The organism is Bacteroidota bacterium (genome assembly GCA_016213405.1).
Classification (GTDB): Bacteria; Bacteroidota; Bacteroidia; order Palsa-948; family Palsa-948; genus Palsa-948.
Map to the genome: position 1 here is coordinate 1 of JACRAM010000051.1, position 24,827 is coordinate 24,827.

Here is a 24,827-nt window from a genome sequence, read left to right on the forward strand (position 1 = left end):
TGCGCTCGGAAAATTCGGCATCGCCAACATAAAACCCGGCAGCTACGATATAGAAGTTACCCTCGTGGGCTACAACACCCTCACCGAAACAAACATCCGCTTCGCCCCCGGCAAAGAACTAAAACGCAAATACATCCTAATCGCAATCCTCCCGCCACCACCGCCACAGCCACCTCTCCCCCTTTGAAAGGGGGATTAAGGGGGATGTCTGGTTGAGAATGGTTGATGTATTTCCATTAAACATTACCCATTATACATTATCCATTACCTTTGCCATCCTTAACATCGGTGTAATCTTTTTTCTAATCGGTGTAATCATTTTAAAAATGAAAGTAGTTGACTGCATAAAGCAATCCAAGTCCACGCTCTTCTCCATTGAGATTCTTCCCCCGCTGAAAGGAAAAAGCATTCAGTCCATTTTTAATATTATTGATCCGCTTCAGCAATTCAAGCCGGCATTCATTGATGTAACCTATCACCGCGAAGAATACGTTTACAAAAAACGCGAAGGAGGTTTTCTTGAAAAAGTTTCTGTGAGAAAACGACCGGGCACGGTCGGCATCTGCGCGGCAATCATGAACCGCTATCACATTGATACCGTGCCCCACATCATCTGCGGAGGATTCACAAAAGAAGAAACCGAAAGTGCCCTGATTGACTTGCATTTTCTCGGAATTGATAACGTGCTCGTGCTTCGCGGAGATGCGGTGAAGAACGAACGCAGCTTTGTTGCCGAACCGGGCGGAAACGCATACGCAATTGATCTGGTGAAACAAGTTGGTAGCATGAACGCAGGAAAATATCTGCATGAAGAAGATGTGCTGGATGTTGCGCCCACCGATTTGTGCATTGGCGTGGCGGGCTATCCTGAAAAACATTTTGAAGCGCCCAATATGATTTCCGATTTGCGCCACCTCAAAGCAAAGATAGATGCAGGCGCGCACTATGTGGTCACCCAGATGTTTTACGACAACCAGAAATATTTTGACTTCGTAAAAAAATGCCGGGAGATGGAAATCAATGTGCCGATAATTCCCGGGCTCAAAGTGCTCACTTCAAAATCACAGGCATCTATTCTTCCCAAAACATTTTACTTGGATATTCCTCAGGATTTGATGGACGCTGTTGAAAACTGCAAGAGCGATGCGGACGCAAAAGAAGTCGGCATAGAATGGTGTACCAAACAGGCGAAAGAATTAATTAAAGCAGGAGCGCCTGTTCTTCATTTTTATACGATGGGAAGCGCTGAACCTGTGAGAAGAGTCGCAAGTAAAGTATTTTAATCCCGATTAACTGGTAACGATTAACAATTAACTTTTGTGCGCCCAAGTTTTGACGACATCTACATGGATTTAGCAAGCAATCTTGCCCAGCGTTCACATTGCGTGAAAATAAAAGTGGGAGCCGTTCTTACAAAAGATACGCGCATTGTTTCTCTCGGATACAACGGACCTCCTGCGGGAACACACAACTGCGATATTGAATGGCCCAAAGACGGTTGTCCGCGTGATAGCAAAGGCGGATGCTCCCTGGCGCTTCATGCCGAGCAGAACGCCATCATCTACGCATCAAAAAATAATGTTCCGCTTGAAAACTGTTCAGTATATGTAACGCTTTCACCCTGTCTCGCCTGCGCACGCATCATTTACGCTTCAGGAATCAGAAAAGTAATTTACCTGAACAGCTATGCGGAATACAAAGGATTGCCAAGCGATGAAGGAGTGGATTTTCTTCAGCGGTTTGGTGTGGAAGTTATCCGCTATAAGAAACAGACTGCATGAATCGCGCTAAAATTTATCTCCCGATAATCTTTTCTTTGCTTCTTGCTATCGGAATTTTCATCGGCTCCAAACTTAATTTCTCCAATCAGATTCCGATTCGGTTTCTGCAATCGGAAAAAAAATCTTCCGATAAAATAAACAGCGTCCTGAATTTCATCGAAGAAGAATATGTGGACACAGTGAACAAAACTATCCTGGAAGAAAAAGCAATTGCTGATTTGCTCCAGAACCTTGATCCTCATTCTGTTTACATTACGGCAAAAGAAGTTCAGGAAATGCGAGAACCGCTGGAAGGAAACTTTGAAGGCATCGGCATTGAGTTCAACATTATCAAGGATACAATTCGTGTTATTTCAGTAGTTGCCGGAGGACCTTCCGAACAATTGGGTATTCAGGCGGGAGATAAAATTGTGAAGATTGAAGGGAAGCTGGCAGCCGGAGTGAAAATAAAAAACAAAGATGTTCTCGGAAAACTTCGCGGCAAAGGCGGCACGGAAGTTACGGTTAGTATTATGCGCGGATATGCAAAAAAATTAATTGACTACACCATCACCCGAGGAACGATTCCTATATACAGCGTAGAGGTCGCCTACATGCTGGATAAAAAAACAGGATATATAAAAGTGAGCCGTTTCGCAGAAACTACCTATGATGAATTTCTGGAACACACTTCCACACTTCGTTCAAAAGGAATGCAGAATCTTATTCTTGATTTGCGAGGCAACGGAGGAGGGCTTCTTTCCACTGCTGTAAAAATCTGTGATGAGTTTCTGGAGAAAGGACAAGTGATTGTTTACACCGAAGGAAAATCTCATCCGAAAGAAACTATCAAAGCAACCAGCAAAGGAATTCTCACCGAAACAAAACTCATTGTGCTGATTGATGAATCATCGGCATCAGCAAGTGAAATTGTTGCTGGAGCAATTCAGGATAACGACAGAGGTGTAATTGTTGGCAGACGTTCTTTCGGAAAAGGACTGGTGCAGCGAGAAACTATGTTTTCGGATAGTTCTTCCATCCGCCTGACAGTTGCAAGATATTATACTCCAACCGGCAGGTGTATTCAGAAACCCTACGGAAAAGATCTGGAAGATTATTACAGTGAAGAATACAACCGCTATCAGAACGGAGAACTCATGCATAAAGACAGCATTCATCAGAAAGATACTTTGAAATACAAAACACCGAAAGGAAAAATTGTTTATGGAGGAGGAGGAATCACGCCTGATATTTTTATTCCGCTCGACACAGTCGGCAGAACACCATTTCTCACGGAACTTTTTGTGAAAGGAGTCATCAACCAGTTCTGTTTTGATTATGCCGACAAAAACCGAACTAAACTTTCAAAAATGGAATTGGAAAATTTCAGAAAGACCTTTGTGGTTGACGGAAATATCCTCAACGACTTCTATGCACTTTCAAATAAAATGGGGATTAAATCAAATCAGGATGCCGAAACCTCACAGGAACTCATCAAAAATCTTCTCAAAGCAAGTATTGCCCGCCAGATATGGAGGAACGATGGGTTCTATCCAATCCTTAATGAAGATGATAAAGTGATAAAGAAGGCAGAGGAGATTTTCAAATAAAAATGAAATATAAAAGCCCCGCCTCCTTTCGGAAACGGGGTGTTATCACATATTAAAAAGCAAATTACTTCTTAGTAGTGTCTGCAGGAGCAGGAGCGGCTGTTGTATCAGCAGCAGCAGTTGAAGCTTGTTGGAGGAGAGCGTTAGCAGCAGAATCAGCAGCTGCTTTCAATGCATCTTCCATTTTTTTCTGATCTTCAGCTGAAGGTCCGCAGGCAACTAAGCCAACGAATACAACACCCATAACGATTGCGAGTACTTTTTTCATTTGTTTTGTTTGGTTTTTAATGAGAATAAGCCGCAAATGTATAGAAATTTATTTTCGATATGCAAGTGTCCGAAAAAAGATTTTTTTACCTTTGCTCCCCTTTTACAAAACCTATAAAATAAATGGCATTTGAATTACCCAAATTACCCTACGCTTACAACGCGCTGGAACCCCATATTGATGCACGCACCATGGAGATTCACTATAGCAAGCACCACAATGCCTATGTGACCAATCTGAATAATGCCGTAGCTGGAAAGCCGGAAGAAAATCTGAGCATTGAAGATATATGCAAGAATGTTTCCAGGTATGCACCTGCCGTTCGTAACAACGGAGGCGGTCATTATAACCACTCCATGTTCTGGACTATCATGAAACAGGGAGGGGGAGGAGAACCAACCGGAGCGCTGGCGGATGCTATCAAATCAACTTTCGGTTCATTTAATGATTTCAAAACTCAGTTCAATACTGTGGCAACCACCCGATTTGGTTCAGGATGGGCTTGGCTTTGCTTGAGCTCAGGCAAACTGTCTGTCTGTTCTACTCCTAACCAGGACAATCCTCTTATGGATGTTTCCGAATGCAAAGGATTTCCTGTAATAGGTTTGGATGTATGGGAACATGCGTACTACCTGAATTATCAAAACAGACGACCTGATTATATCAACGCATTCTGGAATGTGGTAAACTGGAACGAAGCATCAAAACGATTTGCTTCCGCAAAATAAAATCAATAAACAATAGACAATAATATCATCGGTGTAATCTCATATTAAATCGGTGTAATCAAAAAGAAAATGAAAACGTTCACACTCACAGGTTCTAAAAGAACTGCAGTCGGAAAAAAAGAATCCCATGCTCTTCGCAGAGAAGGAAAAGTTCCCTGCATTCTTTATGGTGGAAAAGATGTTGTTCACTTTGAAGCCATAGAAAAAGATTTCAAGCATCTTGTTTATACTCCCGATGTTCACATTATAAAACTGGATGTTGGAGGAAAACAAACGGATGCCATCCTGAAAGACATTCAGTTCCATCCCGTAACAGACAGAATCCAGCATGTAGATTTTCTGGAAGTGCTTTTCGATAAACCAGTGGTGATGGATATTCCGGTCAGGTTCAACGGTACGGCTGCAGGTGTGAAGGAAGGCGGGCAGATGTTGAAGAAGCTTCCAAAAATTCGAGTGAAAGGACTCATCTCAAAAATTCCTGCAACTATTGAAATAAATGTTGAGCCGTTAAAGATTGGAGATTACATCAGAATCAAAGATATTAAGTACGATGGAATTACATTCCTTCACGAGCCGGTAGTGACTATTGTTGCTGTGAAAACAACCCGTGCCGTAGTGGAAGAAATTACTCCTGCAGCAGCAGCGGCAGCAGCGGTAGCAGGAGCGCCCGCGGCAGGAGCAGCGGCACCAGCAGCAGGTGGAGCAGTAACGCCAGCAGCAGGAACAGCAGCGCCAGTGAAAGAAGAAAAGAAAGCAGAGAAGAAAAAATAATTTTTTCTCAAAACATATAAAATCCTCTCCGACTTGCCGGAGGGGATTTTTTTTATCCTTACTTTTACCCCGATGAATAAGTTTCTGATTGTCGGTTTAGGAAATCCTGGCGAAGAATACGGCAATACCCGCCACAACATCGGTTTCAAGATACTTGATGCGTTTGCTGATTCACTCAAAGTAAAGTTGGAGTCATCGCGCCTTGCTTTTACTGCCGATGGAAAAGTAAAGAATAAAATATTTTTTCTCATCAAGCCAACCACATTCATGAACCTGAGCGGAAAAGCGGTGAATTATTATCTGCAAAAAGAAAAAATTCCTTTTACAAATCTTCTCGTGATAGCAGATGATGTAGCTCTTCCACTCGGACAACTCCGTTTGCGTCCAAAAGGAAGCGATGGCGGACATAATGGTTTGAAAAGTATCAATGAAGTTTTAGGTTCAGGAAATTATTCCCGTCTTCGATTTGGCATAGGGAATGAATATCCCAAAGGAGCACAGATAAATTTTGTTTTAGGAAAATGGAATAATGTTGAACTGAAAATCATTTTACCAAGAATTGAACTCGCGGTGGAAGCCATAAAAGATTTTGCTCTGATGGGTGTGGAGAAAACCATGAATGCATATAACAGCAAGTAGCATTTTTTCAGGAACTTTCCTTTTAGATTTTATTATCTTTGAAAAGAAAAATATCATTCATAATTTCATCAAAATAAATCCAATGAAAAAAATTTACACATTCATCCTCTTCATCGCCATTTCTGTTTCAGCATTTTCACAATTAGTTGTTGTGGGAACCGGCTTTAATAATTATGCCGGCACTTCTGCCACTACCCCTTCCGGATGGTATATTTCATGGCACTCAACATCTTCGCCTTCGTATTACGTTAGTGCAGGAAATTTTGGAGCTACCGCACCTTCGTATAAATTAGGACAAGATTCTGTAGTAATAATTTCTCCCAACTATCAGAATGCAGATTCACTTTCATTCTGGTGTAAAGGAAATGGAGCGCCTTTTGCAAAAACAAATGAATTGCATATTTATCATAGTGCAGATAGCTCAGCATGGAATATATTTTATAATGCAGATTCACTTCCTATTGCCGGAACAACAATCAAATGCGGACTTCCTGCCGCAAGCGGATGGTTAATGTTTGTTTACAGGAAAATAAGCGGCAACCTTGCTTTTGATGATGTAAACATAATTGCGTATCCGAATATTTATGCTCAGTTTTCTGCTCCTGGCAGCATTTGCCTCGGTGATTCAATTTGTTTTACCGATTTATCCATCAGCAACAATGGAAATATAAACTCATGGAATTGGACATTTGGAGATGGTAATAGTTCTACTCAACAAAATCCTTGTCATAATTATTTAGTAGCGGGTCCATATACTGTAACATTAATTGTGGCGAACACAGGATCTGATACAGATACAACCGTTGTTCCTGTAACAGTTTATCCCACTCCCGTTGCCGGTTTTTCTTCCACGCTTACAGGAAATGTTGTTGCATTCACCAACATTTCCGCAGGAGGAACATCTTACCTCTGGAATTTTGGAGATGGCAACTTCAGCAACTTGCAAAACCCCAATCCATACTCTTACTGGACAGCAGGCACATATACGATTTGTCTCACTGTGACCAATACCGACAGTTGCTTAGATGTTTTCTGTCAGTCGGTAACAATTACCACAGTTGGAATTAATGAAATAGAAAATTTTTCACCCATTATTATTTCCCCGACAATTTCCGAAAACGGAATATTCACAATTCATAATTCATTATCTGTAATAGAGGCAGTAGAAGTGTACAATACTGTTGGAGAAAAGATGAAAAGAATCCCGCAATCAAGTGGGATAAAATTCCTGAACCTTTCTGATTTTCCTTCCGGAATTTATTTTGTTAAGATTTTATCTGAAAATGAAGAAGTGACGAAAAAAATTATAATCAGCAGATAAATTCAGGATTCCGGCTGAATAATAAAGACCGGACTAAGCAACCTTTCTGCAAAAAACTCGTCTTAATGATACAATCACTTCATTAATACAATCACCATGAGAGTTTCATTACTCCTTTTCGCGATTTGCTTTTCTTTCTCTTCATTCGCGCAAAATAATATTTCCGTTACCAAAGACAAAACCAACGGCTTTGATGAGAAATTACTGAGAGAGAAAATGAAAAATGACGGTTTGCCTCAACCGGTAATTGACAAACTCATCGCCCAGCGGAAAGAATTGTTTGCAAAAGGAAAAAATGTGGAATGGACTAAGGTGAAAAAAAATTCTGTTACCAATGCCGCTTGTTCTGATATGGGAGCAGAAAACGGATGGGGGACGTGGCTTGGAGATGTGGGAAATGCAAACTCCGGTGCACCGCCAACATGGACTCCGCCTGCAGCACTTCCTGCAACTCCAAATTTCAGCATCACAACAGGAAGCGGTTTTGATGCAAACACACCCGGCCCGAATGCGGGTGATCCTACTATTCCTTTTGTATGCCCGGGTTTTGGAAACGCCTCCATACAATTAGGCGAAACCTGCGTGGCGGGTTGTGTAGCAGAGCAGCTAACCTATCCTTTAACCATTACCCTTGCTGATACAAATTTTCTTTACGCTTATGCAATTGTTATAGAAGATGCAGGTCATGCTCCTTCCGACCAGCCCTTTGTAAATTTTTCTCTTTATGATCAAAGTGGTAATCTGGTTCCACAGTGTGCAAATTTTACTTACACAGGAGGTCCCTCCATTCCTGGTTTTTATTCTGTGAGCGGAACCGGCTGTGGTTGGGCGGGAGCAGATCAGTACAAACCATGGACAATCGTAGGAGTAAATCTTACTCCATATATTGGAACAACAGTTACAGCTGTAATTACAAATGTTGATTGTGCACAGTGCGGACACTGGGCATATTCTTACTGGGATTTTTTATGCGGCAGCATTCCCCTGTCAAGTTGTTCGGGCAGCCAGTCCACCATCTGCGGACCCATTGACCCCAACATATCGTATACCTATCAATGGTATCAGAATGGAAATGCCATGCCTCCTCCCACCGGAACTCAGCAATGCATTTCTATTGTGCCCAATTCAGGAGACTCTTTTTTGGTGGAAGTGCAGCAGCCATCCGGTTGCAATTTTCATATGAGCTATGTGGCATCAGGTTCTCCCATGCAGGCGTTGTTTACTTATATTGCAAATGGCAATACCATTACGTTTACAAATCTTTCGAACGGAGCAAGCAGTTACGTATGGAATTTTGGAGACGGCAACACCAGCACTGCACAGAATCCGGTTTATACTTATTCCGCGATAGGAACTTATACCGTTTGCCTTGTCGCCAGCACATTTGGGTGTTCCGACACTGTTTGTAAAGTTATAAGTCTGACACCCATTGCCGTCAATGAATACGATTTATTTTCTTCCGTTTCAATTTTTCCAAACCCTGTTTCAGGAAATTTATTTCTTGATTTCGGTAATATAAATTTCGGCAAGGCAGAAGTTTCATTCAGCGATATAATCGGACAAACTCTTTTTGAAACAACTATTCCCGCAAGCGGAAAACAAGCGCTGGATGTTTCCGGATTTTTAAAAGGACTGTATTTTCTCAAACTCAAAACCGATTCAGGAAGTGTAACGAAGAAAATTGTTATTGCCCGATAGCAAGTCCTCTTCAACGGGGACGGAGGATTTAGGTGGGGCTTGGCTTTTATTTTTTTATCGCCCCCAACTCCTTCCCCACCTTTTCAAAAGCCGCAATCGCTTTATCCAAATGCTCTTTTTCATGCGCGGCAGAAAGCTGCACGCGAATTCTTGCCTGCCCTTTCGGAACAACCGGAAAGAAAAATCCAATCACATAAATTCCTTCCTGCAAAAGTTTGTCGGCAAAGGTTTGAGAAAGTTTTGCATCATATAACATCACAGGGACAATAGCGGAATCTCCGTCTTTGATTTCTAATCCAATTTTTTTTATTCCTTCTTTGAAATAGTTAACATTCCATTCAAGTTTATCGCGTAGGGCTGTGGTTTCGTTCAGCATGTCAAGTACGGCAATGGAGGCACCCACAATACTTGGAGCAAGCGAGTTAGAAAATAAATACGGACGCGAACGCTGCCGTAGCATATCAATAATTTCTTTTTTGCTGCTTGTGAATCCACCCATCGCACCGCCCAATGCTTTTCCTAAAGTTCCTGTTACAATATCCACGCGGTGCATTACATTTTTCAGTTCAATGGTTCCTCTTCCTGTTTTGCCGATGAAACCACTGGCATGACTTTCATCTACCATCACCATTGCATTATATTTTTCCGCGAGGTCACAGATTTTATCAAGAGGTGCTACAAACCCATCCATCGAGAAAACTCCATCGGTAACAATCAAACGAAACCGTTGCTTCTGTGCCTGCTTCAATTGCTCTTCTAAATCATTCATGTCAGAATTCTTATAGCGGTAACGCTGCGCTTTGCACAAACGCACTCCGTCTATAATCGAAGCATGATTCAGTTCATCAGAAATAATGGCATCTTCTTCTCCCAGCAAACATTCAAACACGCCACCGTTCGCATCAAAACAGGCGGCATATAAAATGGTGTCTTCCTGCCCAACAAACTTGGAGATTTTTTCTTCCAGCGTTTTGTGAATGTCCTGCGTGCCGCATATGAAACGCACGGAACTCATTCCGTATCCGTGTTCATCCAGCGTTTTTTTTGCTGACGTCACCACTTTCGGATGAGAGGAAAGACCAAGATAATTATTCGCACAAAAAATAATTACTTCTTTGCCGTTCACCTTCACCACAGCGCCTTGCTTGGTTGTGATGACGCGCTCACGTTTGAAAAGTCCGTTTTCTTCGATGGACTTTAATTCTTTCTGGAGATGCTGTTTGAAATTTCCTAACATAGATTTGAGTATAAATGAAAACAAATGTAAAAAAAACGAAGATGTCTTGTAGTGCATATTGCGTCTATGATATACATCAGTTCCTTTATTGCAATAGGATAAAGCAACCATCTTATACTTTTATACATTTGCTCTGTATAATTTTTATTTAATGAATTTCTTCTCCAAAGCTTGAAATTAATATTGCAAGGAAAATTACTATGAAACAATCATCAGACGAAGCGGTGCAAGCGGTGAAATCAAAACACAACGTATTTATCCATAGCGTTGCCGGTGCGCCACAGGAACTCATCAGGGCATTAATTAGAAGAGCCGGTGAATTAAAAAATGTACATCTGTTTCATCTTCACACCGAAGGGAAAGCGGATTATGCGAAAAAGGAGTACGAGAAAAATTTTATTGTAAATGCATTATTCATCGGACCTAATGTGAGAGAAGCCGTGCAGGAAGGCCGTGGAAATTTTATTCCGGTTTTTCTCAGCGAAATACCCATTTTATTCAGAAAAAAAATTATCCCGATAGACATTGCTCTTGTTACCGTTTCTCCTCCCGACAGACATGGCTATTGTTCCCTTGGTGTTTCTGTTGATGCTTCATTAGCTGCTGTGGAAGCAGCGATAACTGTGATCGCCCAGGTTAATAAATTTATGCCCCGAACGCATGGAGACGGATTGATTCATATCAGCAGAATAGATCATGTGGTGGAATTTGACGAGCCGATTCCGGAAACACCGGTACATATTTTAACTCCTGAAGAAATAGCAATAGGACGTAACGTTGCAGAACTGATTGAAGACAGGTCTACGTTGCAGATGGGTATTGGAGCTATTCCCAACGCGGTGCTGGCGAGTTTGAATACCCACATGGATTTGGGAATACATACTGAAATGTTTTCTGATGGAGTGATCCCGTTGGTTGAAAAAGGGGTGATAACAGGGAAATTCAAAAAACATTTTACCGGTGAAATAGTTTCTTCGCTGGTGATGGGAAGCCGGAAACTTTATGATTTTGTGGATGATAATCCTCTGGTGGTTATGATGGACAGCGCTTTTGTGAACGATACGCATATCATCCGGAAAAATCCCAAAGTGGTTGCTATCAACAGCGCCCTCGAAATTGACCTTACCGGGCAAGTGTGTGCCGATTCCATCGGAAGCAGTTTGTATTCAGGAGTGGGCGGGCAAATGGATTTTATGAGAGGAGCATCCTTGTCGGATGGAGGCAAACCAGTTATTGCACTTCCTTCACAAACAAGTAACGGGCATTCTAAAATAGTTCCTTTTTTAAAACAAGGTGCTGGTGTTGTTACAACGAGATCGCATGTGCATTATATTGTTACTGAATATGGCGTTGCTAATTTATACGGACAGGATTTGAAAAAAAGAGCAAGAGCATTAATCAATATTGCTCACCCTTCTCACAGGGAAGAGTTAGAAAAAAAAGCATTTGATTTATTTAAAATGCACTAACGGGTTTAGTGTATTTCTTTTCATTCAATAGATTAGAGGAGAATTTTTTATGATAGCATCCTGCGGAAATAATTTATCTGCCCGAGGTGATAATTCAAATGCCCGTAAAGAATAAAAAGTATTTCAATTGTAGGGCGAATTTTTTCCAGAAATGGAATCGGAAAATCTTTTTTCAAATCTTCCTCTGATAATTTTGGAAGAGTAATTTTTACTATTTCAAGCGCTTCGTTCAATCCTTTAATTAGATTTTCTTTAGAAACATTTCTTTCAGAAAATTCTTTATCACGCTCGCGAACGTAATTTGTTTTGCCCAGCTGTGCTCCGATGAAGTGTTTCAGATTTCCTGCAATGTGAAGCGCCAACGTGCCGGAAGAATTTTTTACATCGCCTTTCAGCAGCCACAAATCATTTCCATTTTTGTAGAGAGATATTTCCTCTATGAGTTTCTTAATATCTTTTTCGAAATGAGAAAGTAAAAGTTGTGATGTCATTTTATGGCGTTTTGTTTTATTTCTTCAACTACAGTCGGGTCAAGAAGAGTAGACGTGTCCCCGATATGTTCTAAATCATTTTCAGCAATCTTACGCAAAATTCTTCGCATGATTTTTCCGCTGCGGGTTTTCGGTAATCCTTTCACAATTTGAATTTTGTCAGGTCTGGCGATATGTCCAATAAGATTATTTACTGTTTCCGCAATTTCTTTTTTAAGCTTGTCTGTGTCTGTTCTTTCATGTTCGGGAATAACATATGCATAAATCGCCCATCCTTTTATCTCGTGCGGAAATCCTACCACTGCCGATTCAACAATATCAGGATGCTGGTTGATGGCGTTTTCAATTTCGGCAGTACCAAGCAAATGCCCTGAAACTTTTATCACATCATCCACTCGTCCTGTAATTCGGTAATATCCGTTTTCATCTCTTCTGCATCCATCGCCTGTAAAATAATAACCTTTGTAATGAGAAAAGTAAGTATCGAAACAGCGTTGATGGTTTTTGTAAGTGGTACGAATCATTGCGGGCCATGGAAATTTCATGCATAATCTTCCTTCGACATTATTTCCTGAAAGTTCTTTCCCTTTTTCATCCACAATCGAGGGCTGAATTCCGGGAAGCGGAAGTGTGGCATAACCTGGTTTTGTATTTGTGATTCCAGCCAGAGGAGAAATCATAATTCCTCCTGTTTCAGTTTGCCACCAGGTGTCAACAATAGGACATTTTTTCTTCCCGATAGTTGAGTTGTACCAGTTCCATGCTTCTTCGTTGATGGGTTCGCCAACTGTTCCGAGTACACGAAGCGAACTTAATTTATACGGCTTCACAAAATCTTCCCCCATTGCCTGAAGTGAGCGAATCGCAGTGGGCGCGGTGTAAAAAATATTCACTTTATGCTTGTCTATCACATTCCAGAATCTGCCCGCATCCGGAAAAGTTGGAATTCCTTCGAACATCAACGTGGTTGCGCCAGCGAGAAGAGGACCGTAAACTAAATAAGAATGCCCGGTAATCCATCCCACATCAGCTGTGCACCAGTAAACTTCTCCATCGTTGTATTGAAAAACATTTCTGAAAGTATAATCCACATAAACCATGTAGCCCGCTGTTGTATGCACCACTCCTTTTGGTTTTCCGGTGGAGCCTGAAGTGTAGAGAATGAAAAGCATATCCTCAGCATCCATTTCTTCGGCAGGACAATCAGCCGAAACTTTTTTCAATTCATCGTTCCACCACACATCTCTTCCGCTTAACATTTTTATTTCTGTGTTCGTGCGCTTGAGAACAATTATTTTTTTTACTGCCGGACAGGTTTGTAATGCTTCATCAATTACAGTTTTCAGCGGAATATCTTTTGCTCCGCGAAAAGCGCCATCGGCAGTGATGACAATATTGCAATCTGCATCGTGAATTCTGTCAGCAAGCGACTGAAAAGAAAATCCTCCGAAGACAACGGAATGAATGGCGCCAATCCTCGCGCAAGCCAGAACTGCAATCGCGAGTTCGGGAACCATCGGCATGTAAATGCAAATGCGGTCACCTTTTTTTGCTCCGTTATTTTTCAGCACGTTTGCAAAACGACAAACCTCTTCGTGCAATTCTTTGTAAGAAATTTTTCTGACTGCTTCATTCGGGTTGTTCGGTTCCCAGATGATAGCGGTTTGAGTTCCTTTTTCTTTTAGGTGGCGGTCTAAACAATTTTCTGTGATGTTTAATTTTCCACCAATGAACCATTTCACATTTGGTTCGGAGAAATTCCATTCGAGAACTTTATCCCATTTTTTCTTCCACAAAAAACTTTCTGCTTTTTCCGCCCAGAACTGTTCGGGATTTTCTACACTTTTTTTGTATTCGGAAAGATATTGCTCGAAAGAGGTAATGCGGTTCATGGCAAATGTTTTTGCTGCTTCAAATCTAAAATAAATTTCAGGAATGAAACTAACTAATCGCGCTAAGCGGAACCATTTGTTGTTTGTCGGGGTCCCAGATTTTCAGGCGAAGACATTTAATAATATCAGAAGGCCAGAGCGTAGTGATTTTTGCCTGCTGTAATTCGGGAATCGCCTTCATTACTTCCGGCAAGCGGTAAAACGGAATTTTAGAATTCATGTGATGAATGTGATGGAAGCCGATATTGGCGGTAACCCATTGCCAGAAAAAATTCATTTTCATATAGCTGGAAGATTCCAAAGCGGCATGCTCGTAACTCCATTCAATATTATTTTTGAAAGTAACGCCCGGAAAATTATGCTGTGCATAAAAAAGATACGCGCCAAATCCGCAAGCAATTGAAAAAGGCATCAGGATGGCAAGCACCCATGTTATCCAACCGAAAAAATAAACTACACAGACAATAAAAATTATATGAAGAATAAGAGCGATGAGCGAATCATAATGCCTGCGCGGGCTGGCGAGAAACGAAAGAATACACATTCCAAAACTAAAAAGGGTAAAATATCCAAAAATCATATTTAGTGGATGTCTCACCGCAAGATATTCTCTGCGCTCGCTTTTAGAGGCAGTAAGATATTTTTGTTTTGAGAAAATAGGATAGGAGCCGATGCTCGCGCTGAAAAGTTTTGAATTGTTGTTGTGATGATAATCGTGCGAACGTTTCCAGATGCTTCTGGGCGCAAGTATATACAATCCGAAAACAGAAAAAATTATTTTTGCAGGGATGGATTTATACAGAATAGAATGATGCGCGTAGTCGTGATAAATCACAAACATTCTCGACAGCAAAAGCCCTGTCATAATACTGCAAACAATCTTCATAGCTAAAGGAAGATTCTGGAATGTCCCCGCATTAAATAAAATAAGAAGAAGCAAAGTGGAAAGAGTGCAGTACCAACTCTTCCACCTGATTTCCTGCGCGAAAGGGCGCGTAGCAAGTATGAGGTCTTTCCCTGTTCTCACAAATTTTTGAGTACAAATATAATCATTCTTCCGAAAAACAAAATTTTTAGTGAACTCGTTTATGCTTCCATCTCCTATGAGACCAAAGCCATGTTTCAGGATTTTTTTGGATCTCCTCTTCTAGTTTTTTGGTATGCAGTTCCGAAATTTCCCCATTTGAAGTGGAGGAAGGATTTCCGCAAAGCATTTCTGCTGACATAGTATAATATCCGCGTTTTATTTTTTTTACATTGATAAACACAATCGGGTAATTTAATTTTTTCGCGATGACTTCTGTTCCTTTGAAAACGGGCGTATCCTGATTCAGGAATTTTGTCCAATGTGCATTTTCTGGAGAAGGAGTCTGATCTGCAATGAAAGCAGTAGCATTAATTTCATTTTTCATTTTCAGCATGTCACGGAATGTATCTTTCATTTTAATCAGTTTTGTACCAAAACGGGTTCGCATTCCGATAATTAATTTATTGAAGTATTTATTTTCCAGCGGGTGATAAATTACATAGAGTTGTTGTTTGCATTGCATGCTGAAGGCGTTTCCTCCCCATTCCCAGTTTCCCAGATGACCGAGCACGAGGATGATGTTTTTTTTCTCTTCGTATAATTTTTTTATCAACGCAAGCGAGTGTTCATCAAACCGACAACGCTTCAGCATGGAGGCATGGCTTATGGAAAGAGTTTTGAAAGTTTCAAGAAACAAGTCGCAGAGATACCGGAAGAATTTTCTTCTTAGTGCAAAAATTTCTTTTTCTGATTTTTCGGGGAAGGAGTTGCGTAGGTTTTCCGTTACAACTTTTTTTCGATATCCGATTATATAATACATCGGAACGAAAACAAAATCAGAAAATAAGTAGAGAAGAGGAAAAGGAAGGATAGAAATTAAATAAAGAAATGGAAGTGCGAGATAAAATCCGATTGCCTGCATAATGGCAAAGATAGAAGCAAATCAATTCCTGTTGAAAAGAAGCCGTTGTCCCTTTTTTGATTCGTTAAATTTTCCTTCATCATATAAAAGATGTCCGTTCACAAAAGTATGAGTGACTTTGGAATTAAAAGTTTGTCCTTCGAAAGGAGACCATCCGCATTTCGCCAGAATATTTGACTTTTCAACTTTCCAGGGAGAATTTAAATCTACAACTACCAAATCCGCAAAATATCCCTCGCGTATGTATCCGCGTTTTTCAATTTGAAAACAATCTGCAAGCGCATGAGACATTTTCTCAACTACTTTTTCTATCGTTATTTTTTTCTGATAAACAAATTCCAGCATAGCGCCAAGGGAATGCTGAATCAGTGGTCCGCCTGAAGGGGCTTTGAAGTAGGATTGTTTTTTTTCTTCCAGTGTATGGGGAGCATGATCGGTACAGATGACATCAATTTTATTTTCCAGCACTCCCCGCAGAATTGCATCGCGGTCATTTTTTGTTTTCACGGCAGGATTCCACTTGATAAAATTCCCTTTCGTTGCGTAATCACCATCCGAAAAACAAAGATGATGTATACATGCTTCGGCTGTAATTCTTTTTTCTTTCAAAGGAGTTTTGCTGTCAAACAATTCTAATTCTTTTGCTGTAGAAATATGAAGTATGTGCAAACGTGTATTATATTTTTTTGCCAGTTCGACCGCAAGCGATGAAGATTTGTAACACGCTTCTTCACTTCGTATCTCCGGATGATATGCAACCGGAATATTTTCTCCATACTTCGCTTTAAATTTTTCCATGTTCGCACGGATGGTTGCTTCATCTTCGCAGTGCGTGGCAATCAGCATTTTGCATTTGGAGAAAATATTTTCAAGTGTTGTTTTATTATCTACCAACATATTTCCAGTAGAAGAACCCATAAAAACTTTTACACCACACACATTTCTTGGATTTGTTTTCAGAACTTCGTCAATATTATCATTCGAAGCACCCATGAAGAAAGAATAATTCGCCAGCGAAACTTCTGAAGCGCGCTTATATTTTTCTTCGAGTAAATTTTGCGTGAGCGCATTCGGAACCGTGTTGGGCATTTCCATGTAGGAAGTAACACCGCCAGCAATTCCTGCTTTTGCTTCTGTATAAATTTCTCCTTTGTGAGTTAATCCCGGTTCGCGAAAATGAACCTGGTCGTCAATGATGCCCGGGAGAAGAAATTTACCTTTGGCATCAATAATTTTATCTGCGGAAGATTTAATTTCACTTTTAGAAATTTTCTTAATGATTTCATCTTCAATTAGAATGCTTCCCTGGAAAATTTTTCCTTCGTTAACTATGTTTGCATTGGTTATGAGAATTTTTCCCATCAGAATGTAACGTTCACTTTTACTTCTTTTCCATCACGGATTACTGTCACAGGAACTGTGTCGCCTTTTTTATTTGCTGAAAGAGCTTTCATGTAATCCATCATGTTTCCCACTTTTATTTCTCCCATTTGCACCACTACATCTCCCTTTTTCAGTCCTGCTTTTGCAGCGGGTTTTTCATCCGTCACTCCGTCAATCCGCATTCCTTTTCCCTCGAATGTGTAATCAGGCATCACACCCATCGTCACCTTAAAAGAAGATTTTCCCTCTTCAGGATTTTTTGTTTTCTGAAATATAAGTCTCGGAAGTTTTTCTGTTTCTTCTTCCACTTTTATGATGTAATCAAGCACCATTTTTTCTCCATCGAAATTTATTTTCTGCCAGTCATCACTCGGTTTATGGTAATCAGGATGCTGACCAGTAAAAAAATGAAGAACCGGAATGTCTTTCAGATAAAACGATGTCTGGTCACTCGGACCGATTCCGGCACTATCTTTTTTGATGGAAAATTCAGAGGGAATTTTAGTAATCATCGGAACCCAGTCGGGTGCTGTTCCCACTCCGTAAATAATTAATTTTTTTGTCGAATCAGCCAGACGACCGATCATGTCCATGTTAATCATGTAATTCACCTTTGAAAAATCAATGGTCGGATTATCACAGAATTTTTTTGAACCGTACAACCCTAATTCTTCTCCGGAAAAACAAATAAACAGGAAATTGAATTTTTCCTTTCGTTCGTTCTGTGAAAAATATCTTGCCAATTCAATCACACCGGCAGTGCCGGATGCGTTGTCATCTGCACCGTTGTGAATTTTTCCTTCAGGATTTGCATCCAGCGAGTTGTGGTCCTTTCCCATTCCCAAGTGATCAAAGTGTCCGCCAATAATAACTGTGTATTCCGCTCCGTTATCGAGATACCCTGCCACATCAACTGCCTGAACAACTTCACCGCCCACTGTATCGTGTGGGGTTTTCGGCCGTTTAAAACTATAAGAATAAAGATAACTATTATTGTTTCCTTTTTGAGTGAGTTTAAATTTTTGAAAATTGTTTGCAATATAATTTGCTGCTGTTAGTTCTTCCTTCGAACCGGTGGCTCTTCCTTTCAATTTATCGCTTGCAAGATATTTAATATGTTTTTGAAGATTGGAAACATTTATCTGCTGGGAGAAAAGAAAAGAAGCAAACAGTATACAGTAAGCAGCGAGTAGAATTTTTTTCATGTTATTTTCTTTTTTTCGATTTTTTTGAATTTCATCTGCAGGACTCCCCAGAAAGCTTCTTTGAAAATTCCCATACTCATTTTTGAAACGCCTTCCACTCTGTCGCGGAAGGTGATGGGAACTTCCACCACTTTAAAACCGAGCTGAGAAGCGGTGTATTTCATTTCTATCTGGAAAGCATAGCCCATGAATTTTATTTTATCAAAGTCGATTGTTTCCAAAACTTTTCTTCTGTAGCATTTGAAACCTGCGGTGGTATCCTTAATATTTATCCACAGAATCCAGCGCACATACACTGAAGCGAAGTATGACATCATGATTCTGTTCATAGGCCAGTTCTCCACTTTTCCACCGTTCACATAGCGAGAACCGACTGCTACATCCGCTCCTTTAACACATGCTTCGCGAAGGCGGATTAAATCTTCCGGTTTGTGGGAGAAGTCAGCATCCATTTCAAAAATGTATTCATATTTTCTTTTCAGCGCCCAGTTGAATCCGTGAATGTAAGCAGTTCCAAGCCCTTGCTTGCCTTTTCTTTCTTCGATGAAAAGAGTATCTGAAAATTCTTTCTGAAGATTTTTTACAATATCCGCAGTTCCGTCAGGAGAGCCGTCATCCACAATCAGCACATGAAAAGGAACGGAAAGAGAAAATACCTTCCGAATCATCTTCTCGATGTTTTCTTTTTCGTTGTAGGTAGGAATTATGACGAGCGAATCTGACATAGCGATTACTAAATGCAATAATAACGAATAAATAGTGAAATGATTTTAGGAGGTTGTTAAAAAATGTGAAGAGAAGTTTAGAGGGCAGAAAGCAACTTCCTCAAACTCACTTTCTCCTCCACAATCTGCGCGACTTTATCAATCGGAATTCTTTCCTGTTTCATTGAATCGCGGTGGCGGAGAGTTACGCAGTTGTCTTTCAGAGAATCGTGATCAACTGTAATGCAGAACGGAGTGCCAATGGCATCTTGTCTTCTGTATCTTTTTCCGATGGTATCTTTCTCTTCGTAATAGCAACGGCAGATGTTTTTCAGATTATTAAAAATCTCCATTGCTTTTTCAGGAAGACCATCTTTTTTAATTAAGGGAAACACAGCTACTTTAACCGGAGCAAGGGCGGGAGGGATGTGCAGAACAATGCGCTCAGTTTCAAGCCCCCCTCCATCTCCCCCCGAAGGGTGGAGGGCTGCATGTCCCTGTTCTCCCCCTTCGGGGGAGTTAGAGGGGGCTATTTTCTCCACTTCAAATGCTGAAGCCAGTACGGCAAGAAACATTCTGTCCAGCCCGATACTCGTTTCAATAACATACGGCACATAACTTTTGTTCTGCTCGGCATCAAAGTACTGGAGTTTCTTTCCTGAAAGTTTTTCATGCGCGCTAAGATCAAAATCGGTGCGGGAGTGAATGCCTTCAATCTCTTTGAAGCCGAACGGAAACGCAAATTCTATATCACACGCGGCATTTGCATAGTGAGCCAGTTTTATATGGTCGTGGAAGCGGTATTTATTTTCTCCAAACCCCATAGCGTAATGCCACTTGATTCTTTTTTCTTTCCAGGCATTGTACCACTGCATTTCTTCTCCCGGGCGGACGAAGAATTGCATTTCCATTTGCTCAAACTCTCTCATCCTAAAAAGAAACTGGCGTGCTACAATTTCATTGCGGAACGCTTTTCCGGTTTGTGCAATGCCGAAAGGAATTTTCATCCGTGCCGAGCGCTGCACATTTAAAAAGTTTACAAAAATTCCCTGTGCGGTTTCAGGTCGCAGATAAATTTTATCCGAATCATCCGCCACCGAACCCATCTGCGTGGAGAACATCAGATTGAACTGGCGCACATCCGTCCAGTTGCGCGAGCCGGAAACCGGGCAGACAATTTCGCAGTCAATGATTATCTGTTTCACTTCCGCCAAATCATTTTTCTCCAGTGCTGATTTGAAGCGCGCATTTATCTCATCAATCTTTTTCTGATACTCAACAACCCGCGGATTGGTGGAACGATACATCGCTTCATCAAAATTCTCGAAACGCTTTTTCGCTTTCTCCACTTCCTTGTCAATCTTCGTTTCAATTTTTGCAACGTGCTCTTCAATCAAAACGTCCGCGCGGTAACGCTTCTTGGAATCTTTGTTGTCAATGAGCGGGTCGCTGAAAGCATCCACATGCCCGCTGGCTTTCCATACCGAAGGGTGCATGAAAATAGAAGCGTCAAGCCCCACAATGTTATCGTTCATCTGCACCATCGCCTTCCACCAGTATTCGCGGATGTTGTTTTTCAGCTCCACTCCATAGGGACCGTAATCATACACGGCACCCAGCCCGTCATAAATTTCTGAGGAAGGAAAAACAAATCCGTATTCCTTGCAATGCGAAATAATGTTCTTGAAAAGTTCTTCTTGTGTCATAACAGAAAGCAAAGTTAAAAAAGTACGTCATTACGAGTGAAGCGAAGCAATCGCACGATGAGAAACCACAACCCGCACAAAGAAGTGAAAAAAAAAGTCCTCCGATTTGCCGAAGGACTTTTCTTTTTACAGAAAAAGAAGCAAATTAATTTTTCACTAATTTTTTGTTTATCACAGTAGCATCAATCAGTATGCGGGCAATGTAAATTCCCTTTGGAGCATTTTCTGCATTCCAGGTGAAACGATGGTCGCCAGCGCTTAATTTTTTATTGCTGAGTTCAGTTATGATTTTTCCCTGCACATCCATGATAGTGATAAGCACCTGTGAACCTTGTACAAGGTTCAGACCGATAGATGTTTTATCTGAAAAAGGATTAGGGAAAACATTCACATTATAGGAAAGACCATTCACCTGATTGATGCCGGTTTCGTTTGGAGCAGGACCCAGGTTCAGCCATTCGTGCTGGTCAGATACTACCGTGCCGTTGTATCCTCCAACCGACATCATATATATGCTGTCGTTAGCCACACCTCCCAAGAGATTGCATAGGTTGCTGACGCCTGTAATTTTTTGAGGACCAATTTTCCAGGTTCCTGCAGTTACATCATAGCCCCATGTTTCGTTCAATACCGAAGTTCCGGCACCTGTTGGATCTCCTCCTGTAAAAATAATAAGTGATTGAGCATCTTTATAAACCGATCCACCTGCAAGACGCCCAACCGTTCCTCCGGGATAATCCGGGAGAGCAGTCCATGTAATAGTTGTGGGGTTGGCAGGATTTATTATTCCTAATGCTGCCTGGTTTTGCTGAGTTCCTAAAGTTTGGCTGTAACCGCCTACCACCACAATTTTGTTTCCTGAAATACCACCCCGCAAACCTGATGTAGCAGTGCCTATGATGGGTGTGCCCAGGCTCCATAAGTTCGTGTAGGTATTATAAATTTTTACCGTGTTCACATCTGCAGCGCCATCGTATCCGCCAATGTAATAGATAAGAGAATCTTTATAAACTCCGCAGGCATAATCGCCAACGGGCGGTTGCATATTAGCACCGTTGGTCCATGTGTCGGTAGCTATCGTATAAATATCATTATCATTGGTTGGAGTAAAACCCGTTAAATAACCGCCCATCACATATATTTTTCCATTGACTGACTGAGCAGAAAACTGTGATCGTGCTACGGGAAGGGAAGAAAGAGGTCCCCATGAATTACTGCCGGTAGAATATTCATTGTGTGCCGTACTCATCGCAAATGATGCATCAAAACCTCCAATCTCATAAACGAAGCTTGTATCGGCAGGATATAATCCTTCATGAGAAAAAGCGCTTGCCATTCCAAAAGCAGGAGCGGGCATCGGGGGTTTGCTGCTCCATCCGTAATTGGTGAACTCAGGAAAAACATTAACGGTTGTCATGATAGTATCATTCGCTGTAAATGCATCTCCGGCAAGCTGCGTATAAACTGTGACCGTAAAAGTGCCGGTAGTTGGAGGAGTCCAGTTCGCAAAAGTAATTTGCTGAACAGCATTTTGTGCAAGTGCAGTAACAGGCATGGTAGACGAATATCCTCCGTTGATATCCATGGTTACATTAAATGTTTGTGTATTCAACCCGGTATTAGTTACAGTTGCTTTTGGATTTTGAAGCGACTGACCAATATTTAATGCCATATCAATAGACTGAGAGGAAACATCGTTTGTAAAAGGAGTTCCAAGTGCAATGCCATCAATATAAATTCCGTCACCGTTTGTGTTAATGTTGTAAAAGGAAACATAAACTTGTTGTCCTGCAAAAGCAGATAAAGACACTGCATGGCGCTCAAAAGTATTTGTGGTAGTTGGATAACCGCCCCCGACACCTTCATACAATTTAAGAATGTTGTTATTGAAACTTGTAAGAGCGGAATCAGTTGTAGAAATCCGGATTAATAATGAATCAGGAGGAAAGTTTACGTATTCAACAGCCAGCCAGAAAATTAGAGAGTCAGTTGCCACCACTGAAAATTTTGGCATGATAAGCCAGTCTTCGCCTGTCAAACCTTCCCATTGCATATACGCGCTGGCAACTCCGCTTTTTTTCTGAACAGTAGATCGTGCCCATACCAAAGGACCCTGCACACTCATGCTTTGCCATCCTACAGGAGGGAAAGTTATATTTTCAAATCCTTCTTTGAGGATGCCTGAAAGAACATTTGTGTTTGGGTTGCCGGCACGCTTCGCGTTTTGATTAGTTGCTTGCCCGGCATTTATTATAGCAGATGTTGACGGAAAACTAGTTGCATTGCGTTTTCTGGATTGCGCTGAAACAGTAAAAATTGTTGCAGTAAAAAAGACAATCAGTGTAAATGGGAGTAAAAATTTTCTCATAATTTTTTTAATTAAATTAATTGATGAATACTGAAAAAGATGACAAAGATACTTTTTTCTAATATAATCCTGAAAATACTTCATGTTTGAATCTTGCCGCACAGTCCTTCTTTAATTTTCAGTTCATTTCAGCCATTGTCTTGTTTTCAATTTTTGCGTTGCACCATCGCACATAATCAAAAATGCGGATAGCAGTTGCTTCGTTTTTATCTTTCACAAGCCGAAGCATTTTCTTTTTCAACTCAGAAAATTTTTCTTTTCCGTACTTATCGCTGTGGAATTCCTCCTTACGGATATACGCTGAAATGAAACTAAGAATAGCTTCTTCAATTTTGTATTTCTGGTTTTTCTTTCTCAAAAATTTTCTTGTGGCAGGAATTAAATTTTCTATCTGCTCAAATTCCTTTAGCTCCAGAAGAACAAGCAACTGCATGAGTCGTGCAAAACGGAAGCGGGCAGGGTTTTCTTTGGGGGCGTCTTCGTCCTGCAAAAGTTTGTTCAGCCATAAAAGAGCTTGTTTAAAATCTCCACGCCAAAACCAAAATACAGTTTGTTGATAATAAATATCCGTTCTCAGAGAAGTGTTTATAGAAGAAACATGTAACTCCACTTGTTTTTTTAATTCGTTGATGAGGGGCAGGGCATTGTTGGATTTGCCTGTGTCCATTAAAATAAATCCTTCCAGCAGCAAAACGTTAAAATAAAGTTCCTGAATATTTTTTTTGTTTTTAGTATCGGAAAGCGATGCAAAAACATCGCGGATAATTTTCAGGTTGCCAAGCGCTTCATGATACTTTTTCAGGTAATAATAACTGATTCCTTGCGTGTAAAGTGAGAGCAGGTACTGGCGCAATTCATCGCTGAGCAGGAAATTTTTTTTCTTAGAAATAAGCGCAGCTTTTTTGTGATAAACATTGCTTTGAATATTATTTCCGATAGTGGAGAAATAGGTTCCGGCTCCATTATATAATTCCCATTGCGCCTTGCCGGAAAGATTTTTTTTAGATAGTTTTTTTATTTCTTCCGGAAATCTTTTTTGTTCTTCAGCCTCTTTTGATTTGCGAATGATGATTTCCTTGTTGTGCAAAGCGCTCACATCCAGACGGAATCGTAAACAATCCTGAAAATTCCTGTAAAGTTCCCGTTGCTGAGCAGATTCTTCAAAAGCGTTTGTTATTTTTTTTTGCCCGCGCACCAATTGATGAGAAGCGGATAAAAGCTTGACCTCCCATTCCAGCAGTTGCATCGTTGCAAGATGTTGTTCGTGATGCAGGGCAAGTTTTTTTGCATGATGCAATAGTTTCAGCGCTGCTTTAAGCAACCCTTTTTTGTAAAGAACTTCCACTTCTGTAATGAGGGTATGCAATTGAATGGTAACCGATGAAGCCGTATGAAATGTCCGCAGCGATTTCATGACAGACTTCTGCAGATGTCGTTTAAGCAGAAACAGGTGCTGAGTCCGAAACAAATTTCGGATAGCAGGTTCATTAAATTTTTTTTGACGATTGAGGGTTTCAAAAAGTTTCAAGTAAGAATTTTTTTCACCTATCGTATGTAAAGATGCAAAGCCGCGGAAATAACGTTTTTCAGCCTTTGTCAGAGAGTGAACAAGATGATAGATATCTGAA

At 40.8% G+C, this 24,827-nt stretch carries 22 protein-coding genes; 10 read left to right on the forward strand and 12 right to left on the reverse strand.

The window, feature by feature from the left end:
* From HY841_05450 to HY841_05465, 4 genes are all read left to right on the forward strand, one after another.
* A partial coding sequence (locus HY841_05450) for a carboxypeptidase regulatory-like domain-containing protein (GenBank protein ID MBI4930186.1) occupies positions 1-187 on the forward strand: 187 nt, incomplete at its 5' end.
* 139 nt (positions 188-326) lie between these two features.
* Positions 327-1,283, forward strand: a complete 957-nt coding sequence (metF, locus tag HY841_05455; GenBank protein MBI4930187.1) for a methylenetetrahydrofolate reductase [NAD(P)H] — start codon at positions 327-329, stop codon at positions 1,281-1,283.
* Positions 1,284-1,346: 63 nt separating this feature from the next.
* Positions 1,347-1,781: a dCMP deaminase family protein gene (locus HY841_05460; protein ID MBI4930188.1), complete on the forward strand. Its 435-nt coding sequence runs from the start codon at positions 1,347-1,349 to the stop codon at positions 1,779-1,781.
* Positions 1,778-3,370 (forward strand): S41 family peptidase, encoded by a 1,593-nt coding sequence (locus tag HY841_05465; GenBank protein MBI4930189.1) that lies wholly within the window; start codon positions 1,778-1,780, stop codon positions 3,368-3,370. Before HY841_05460 ends, HY841_05465 begins: the two co-directional genes overlap by 4 nt.
* Before the next feature lie 64 nt (positions 3,371-3,434).
* Here the strand turns inward: HY841_05465 and HY841_05470 are convergent, their stop codons facing one another.
* Positions 3,435-3,638: a hypothetical protein gene (locus tag HY841_05470; protein ID MBI4930190.1), complete on the reverse strand. Its 204-nt coding sequence runs from the start codon at positions 3,636-3,638 to the stop codon at positions 3,435-3,437.
* Between the two features lie 122 nt (positions 3,639-3,760).
* On the opposite strand from HY841_05470, the gene HY841_05475 reads away from it, so the two are divergent.
* The 5 genes from HY841_05475 to HY841_05495 all read left to right on the forward strand — a co-directional run bounded on the left by HY841_05475 (position 3,761) and on the right by HY841_05495 (position 8,795).
* The gene (locus HY841_05475) at positions 3,761-4,366 is read left to right on the forward strand and encodes a superoxide dismutase (GenBank protein MBI4930191.1); all 606 of its coding nucleotides are present in this window, start codon (positions 3,761-3,763) and stop codon (positions 4,364-4,366) included.
* A gap of 69 nt (positions 4,367-4,435) precedes the next feature.
* On the forward strand, positions 4,436-5,137 hold the full coding sequence (locus tag HY841_05480; protein MBI4930192.1) for a 50S ribosomal protein L25/general stress protein Ctc: 702 nt from the start codon (positions 4,436-4,438) through the stop codon (positions 5,135-5,137).
* A 72-nt stretch (positions 5,138-5,209) separates the two neighbouring features.
* Positions 5,210-5,776: an aminoacyl-tRNA hydrolase gene (locus tag HY841_05485; GenBank protein MBI4930193.1), complete on the forward strand. Its 567-nt coding sequence runs from the start codon at positions 5,210-5,212 to the stop codon at positions 5,774-5,776.
* An 82-nt stretch (positions 5,777-5,858) separates the two neighbouring features.
* Entirely contained in the window at positions 5,859-7,097 is a 1,239-nt protein-coding gene (locus HY841_05490; GenBank protein MBI4930194.1) for a PKD domain-containing protein, read from the forward strand.
* A gap of 96 nt (positions 7,098-7,193) precedes the next feature.
* Positions 7,194-8,795: a T9SS type A sorting domain-containing protein gene (locus HY841_05495; protein MBI4930195.1), complete on the forward strand. Its 1,602-nt coding sequence runs from the start codon at positions 7,194-7,196 to the stop codon at positions 8,793-8,795.
* 46 nt (positions 8,796-8,841) lie between these two features.
* Here HY841_05495 and kbl read toward each other — a convergent pair whose 3' ends face one another.
* Entirely contained in the window at positions 8,842-10,032 is a 1,191-nt protein-coding gene (gene kbl / locus HY841_05500) for a glycine C-acetyltransferase (GenBank protein MBI4930196.1), read from the reverse strand.
* Positions 10,033-10,232: 200 nt separating this feature from the next.
* On the opposite strand from kbl, the gene HY841_05505 reads away from it, so the two are divergent.
* On the forward strand, positions 10,233-11,501 hold the full coding sequence (locus HY841_05505; protein MBI4930197.1) for an acetyl-CoA hydrolase/transferase family protein: 1,269 nt from the start codon (positions 10,233-10,235) through the stop codon (positions 11,499-11,501).
* Positions 11,502-11,548: 47 nt separating this feature from the next.
* On the opposite strand, the gene HY841_05510 is transcribed toward HY841_05505, so the two are convergent.
* From HY841_05510 to HY841_05555, 10 genes are all read right to left on the reverse strand, one after another.
* Positions 11,549-11,992, reverse strand: a complete 444-nt coding sequence (locus HY841_05510) for a DUF1572 family protein (protein MBI4930198.1) — start codon at positions 11,990-11,992, stop codon at positions 11,549-11,551.
* On the reverse strand, positions 11,989-13,884 hold the full coding sequence (gene acs / locus HY841_05515) for an acetate--CoA ligase (protein MBI4930199.1): 1,896 nt from the start codon (positions 13,882-13,884) through the stop codon (positions 11,989-11,991). Before acs ends, HY841_05510 begins: the two co-directional genes overlap by 4 nt.
* A 49-nt stretch (positions 13,885-13,933) precedes the next feature.
* Entirely contained in the window at positions 13,934-14,911 is a 978-nt protein-coding gene (locus tag HY841_05520; GenBank protein MBI4930200.1) for a fatty acid desaturase, read from the reverse strand.
* A gap of 46 nt (positions 14,912-14,957) precedes the next feature.
* A complete protein-coding gene (locus tag HY841_05525) occupies positions 14,958-15,833 on the reverse strand; it encodes a lysophospholipid acyltransferase family protein (protein MBI4930201.1) in 876 nt (291 codons plus the stop codon).
* Positions 15,834-15,854: 21 nt separating this feature from the next.
* Positions 15,855-17,195, reverse strand: a complete 1,341-nt coding sequence (locus HY841_05530) for a dihydroorotase (protein ID MBI4930202.1) — start codon at positions 17,193-17,195, stop codon at positions 15,855-15,857.
* Positions 17,195-18,421, reverse strand: coding sequence for a M20/M25/M40 family metallo-hydrolase (locus HY841_05535; GenBank protein MBI4930203.1), 1,227 nt, complete (start codon positions 18,419-18,421; stop codon positions 17,195-17,197). The genes HY841_05530 and HY841_05535 overlap by 1 nt, the downstream gene beginning before the upstream one ends.
* Positions 18,418-19,146 carry a polyprenol monophosphomannose synthase gene (locus HY841_05540; protein MBI4930204.1) on the reverse strand — a complete coding sequence of 243 codons (729 nt, stop codon included), beginning with the start codon at positions 19,144-19,146 and terminating at the stop codon, positions 18,418-18,420. The genes HY841_05535 and HY841_05540 overlap by 4 nt, the downstream gene beginning before the upstream one ends.
* 77 nt (positions 19,147-19,223) lie before the next feature.
* On the reverse strand, positions 19,224-20,831 hold the full coding sequence (locus tag HY841_05545) for a glycine--tRNA ligase (protein MBI4930205.1): 1,608 nt from the start codon (positions 20,829-20,831) through the stop codon (positions 19,224-19,226).
* A 145-nt stretch (positions 20,832-20,976) separates the two neighbouring features.
* The gene (locus HY841_05550) at positions 20,977-23,199 is read right to left on the reverse strand and encodes a choice-of-anchor J domain-containing protein (protein ID MBI4930206.1); all 2,223 of its coding nucleotides are present in this window, start codon (positions 23,197-23,199) and stop codon (positions 20,977-20,979) included.
* A gap of 118 nt (positions 23,200-23,317) precedes the next feature.
* Positions 23,318-24,613 (reverse strand): hypothetical protein, encoded by a 1,296-nt coding sequence (locus HY841_05555; GenBank protein MBI4930207.1) that lies wholly within the window; start codon positions 24,611-24,613, stop codon positions 23,318-23,320.
* Positions 24,614-24,827 lie beyond the last annotated feature (214 nt).

Excerpts from the sequence above, each read along its gene's own strand:
- metF (MBI4930187.1), top strand. The coding sequence starts at position 327 with ATGAAAGTAGTTGACTGCATAAAGCAATCCAAGTCCACGCTCTTCTCC.
- HY841_05460 (MBI4930188.1), top strand. The coding sequence starts at position 1,347 with ATGGATTTAGCAAGCAATCTTGCCCAGCGTTCACATTGCGTGAAAATA.
- HY841_05465 (MBI4930189.1), top strand. The coding sequence starts at position 1,778 with ATGAATCGCGCTAAAATTTATCTCCCGATAATCTTTTCTTTGCTTCTT.
- HY841_05470 (MBI4930190.1), bottom strand. The coding sequence starts at position 3,638 with ATGAAAAAAGTACTCGCAATCGTTATGGGTGTTGTATTCGTTGGCTTA.
- HY841_05475 (MBI4930191.1), top strand. The coding sequence starts at position 3,761 with ATGGCATTTGAATTACCCAAATTACCCTACGCTTACAACGCGCTGGAA.
- HY841_05480 (MBI4930192.1), top strand. The coding sequence starts at position 4,436 with ATGAAAACGTTCACACTCACAGGTTCTAAAAGAACTGCAGTCGGAAAA.
- HY841_05485 (MBI4930193.1), top strand. The coding sequence starts at position 5,210 with ATGAATAAGTTTCTGATTGTCGGTTTAGGAAATCCTGGCGAAGAATAC.
- HY841_05490 (MBI4930194.1), top strand. The coding sequence starts at position 5,859 with ATGAAAAAAATTTACACATTCATCCTCTTCATCGCCATTTCTGTTTCA.
- HY841_05495 (MBI4930195.1), top strand. The coding sequence starts at position 7,194 with ATGAGAGTTTCATTACTCCTTTTCGCGATTTGCTTTTCTTTCTCTTCA.
- kbl (MBI4930196.1), bottom strand. The coding sequence starts at position 10,032 with ATGTTAGGAAATTTCAAACAGCATCTCCAGAAAGAATTAAAGTCCATC.
- HY841_05505 (MBI4930197.1), top strand. The coding sequence starts at position 10,233 with ATGAAACAATCATCAGACGAAGCGGTGCAAGCGGTGAAATCAAAACAC.
- HY841_05510 (MBI4930198.1), bottom strand. The coding sequence starts at position 11,992 with ATGACATCACAACTTTTACTTTCTCATTTCGAAAAAGATATTAAGAAA.
- acs (MBI4930199.1), bottom strand. The coding sequence starts at position 13,884 with ATGAACCGCATTACCTCTTTCGAGCAATATCTTTCCGAATACAAAAAA.
- HY841_05525 (MBI4930201.1), bottom strand. The coding sequence starts at position 15,833 with ATGCAGGCAATCGGATTTTATCTCGCACTTCCATTTCTTTATTTAATT.
- HY841_05530 (MBI4930202.1), bottom strand. The coding sequence starts at position 17,195 with ATGGGAAAAATTCTCATAACCAATGCAAACATAGTTAACGAAGGAAAA.
- HY841_05535 (MBI4930203.1), bottom strand. The coding sequence starts at position 18,421 with ATGAAAAAAATTCTACTCGCTGCTTACTGTATACTGTTTGCTTCTTTT.
- HY841_05540 (MBI4930204.1), bottom strand. The coding sequence starts at position 19,146 with ATGTCAGATTCGCTCGTCATAATTCCTACCTACAACGAAAAAGAAAAC.
- HY841_05545 (MBI4930205.1), bottom strand. The coding sequence starts at position 20,831 with ATGACACAAGAAGAACTTTTCAAGAACATTATTTCGCATTGCAAGGAA.
- HY841_05550 (MBI4930206.1), bottom strand. The coding sequence starts at position 23,199 with ATGAGAAAATTTTTACTCCCATTTACACTGATTGTCTTTTTTACTGCA.
- HY841_05555 (MBI4930207.1), bottom strand. The coding sequence starts at position 24,613 with ATGAAATCGCTGCGGACATTTCATACGGCTTCATCGGTTACCATTCAA.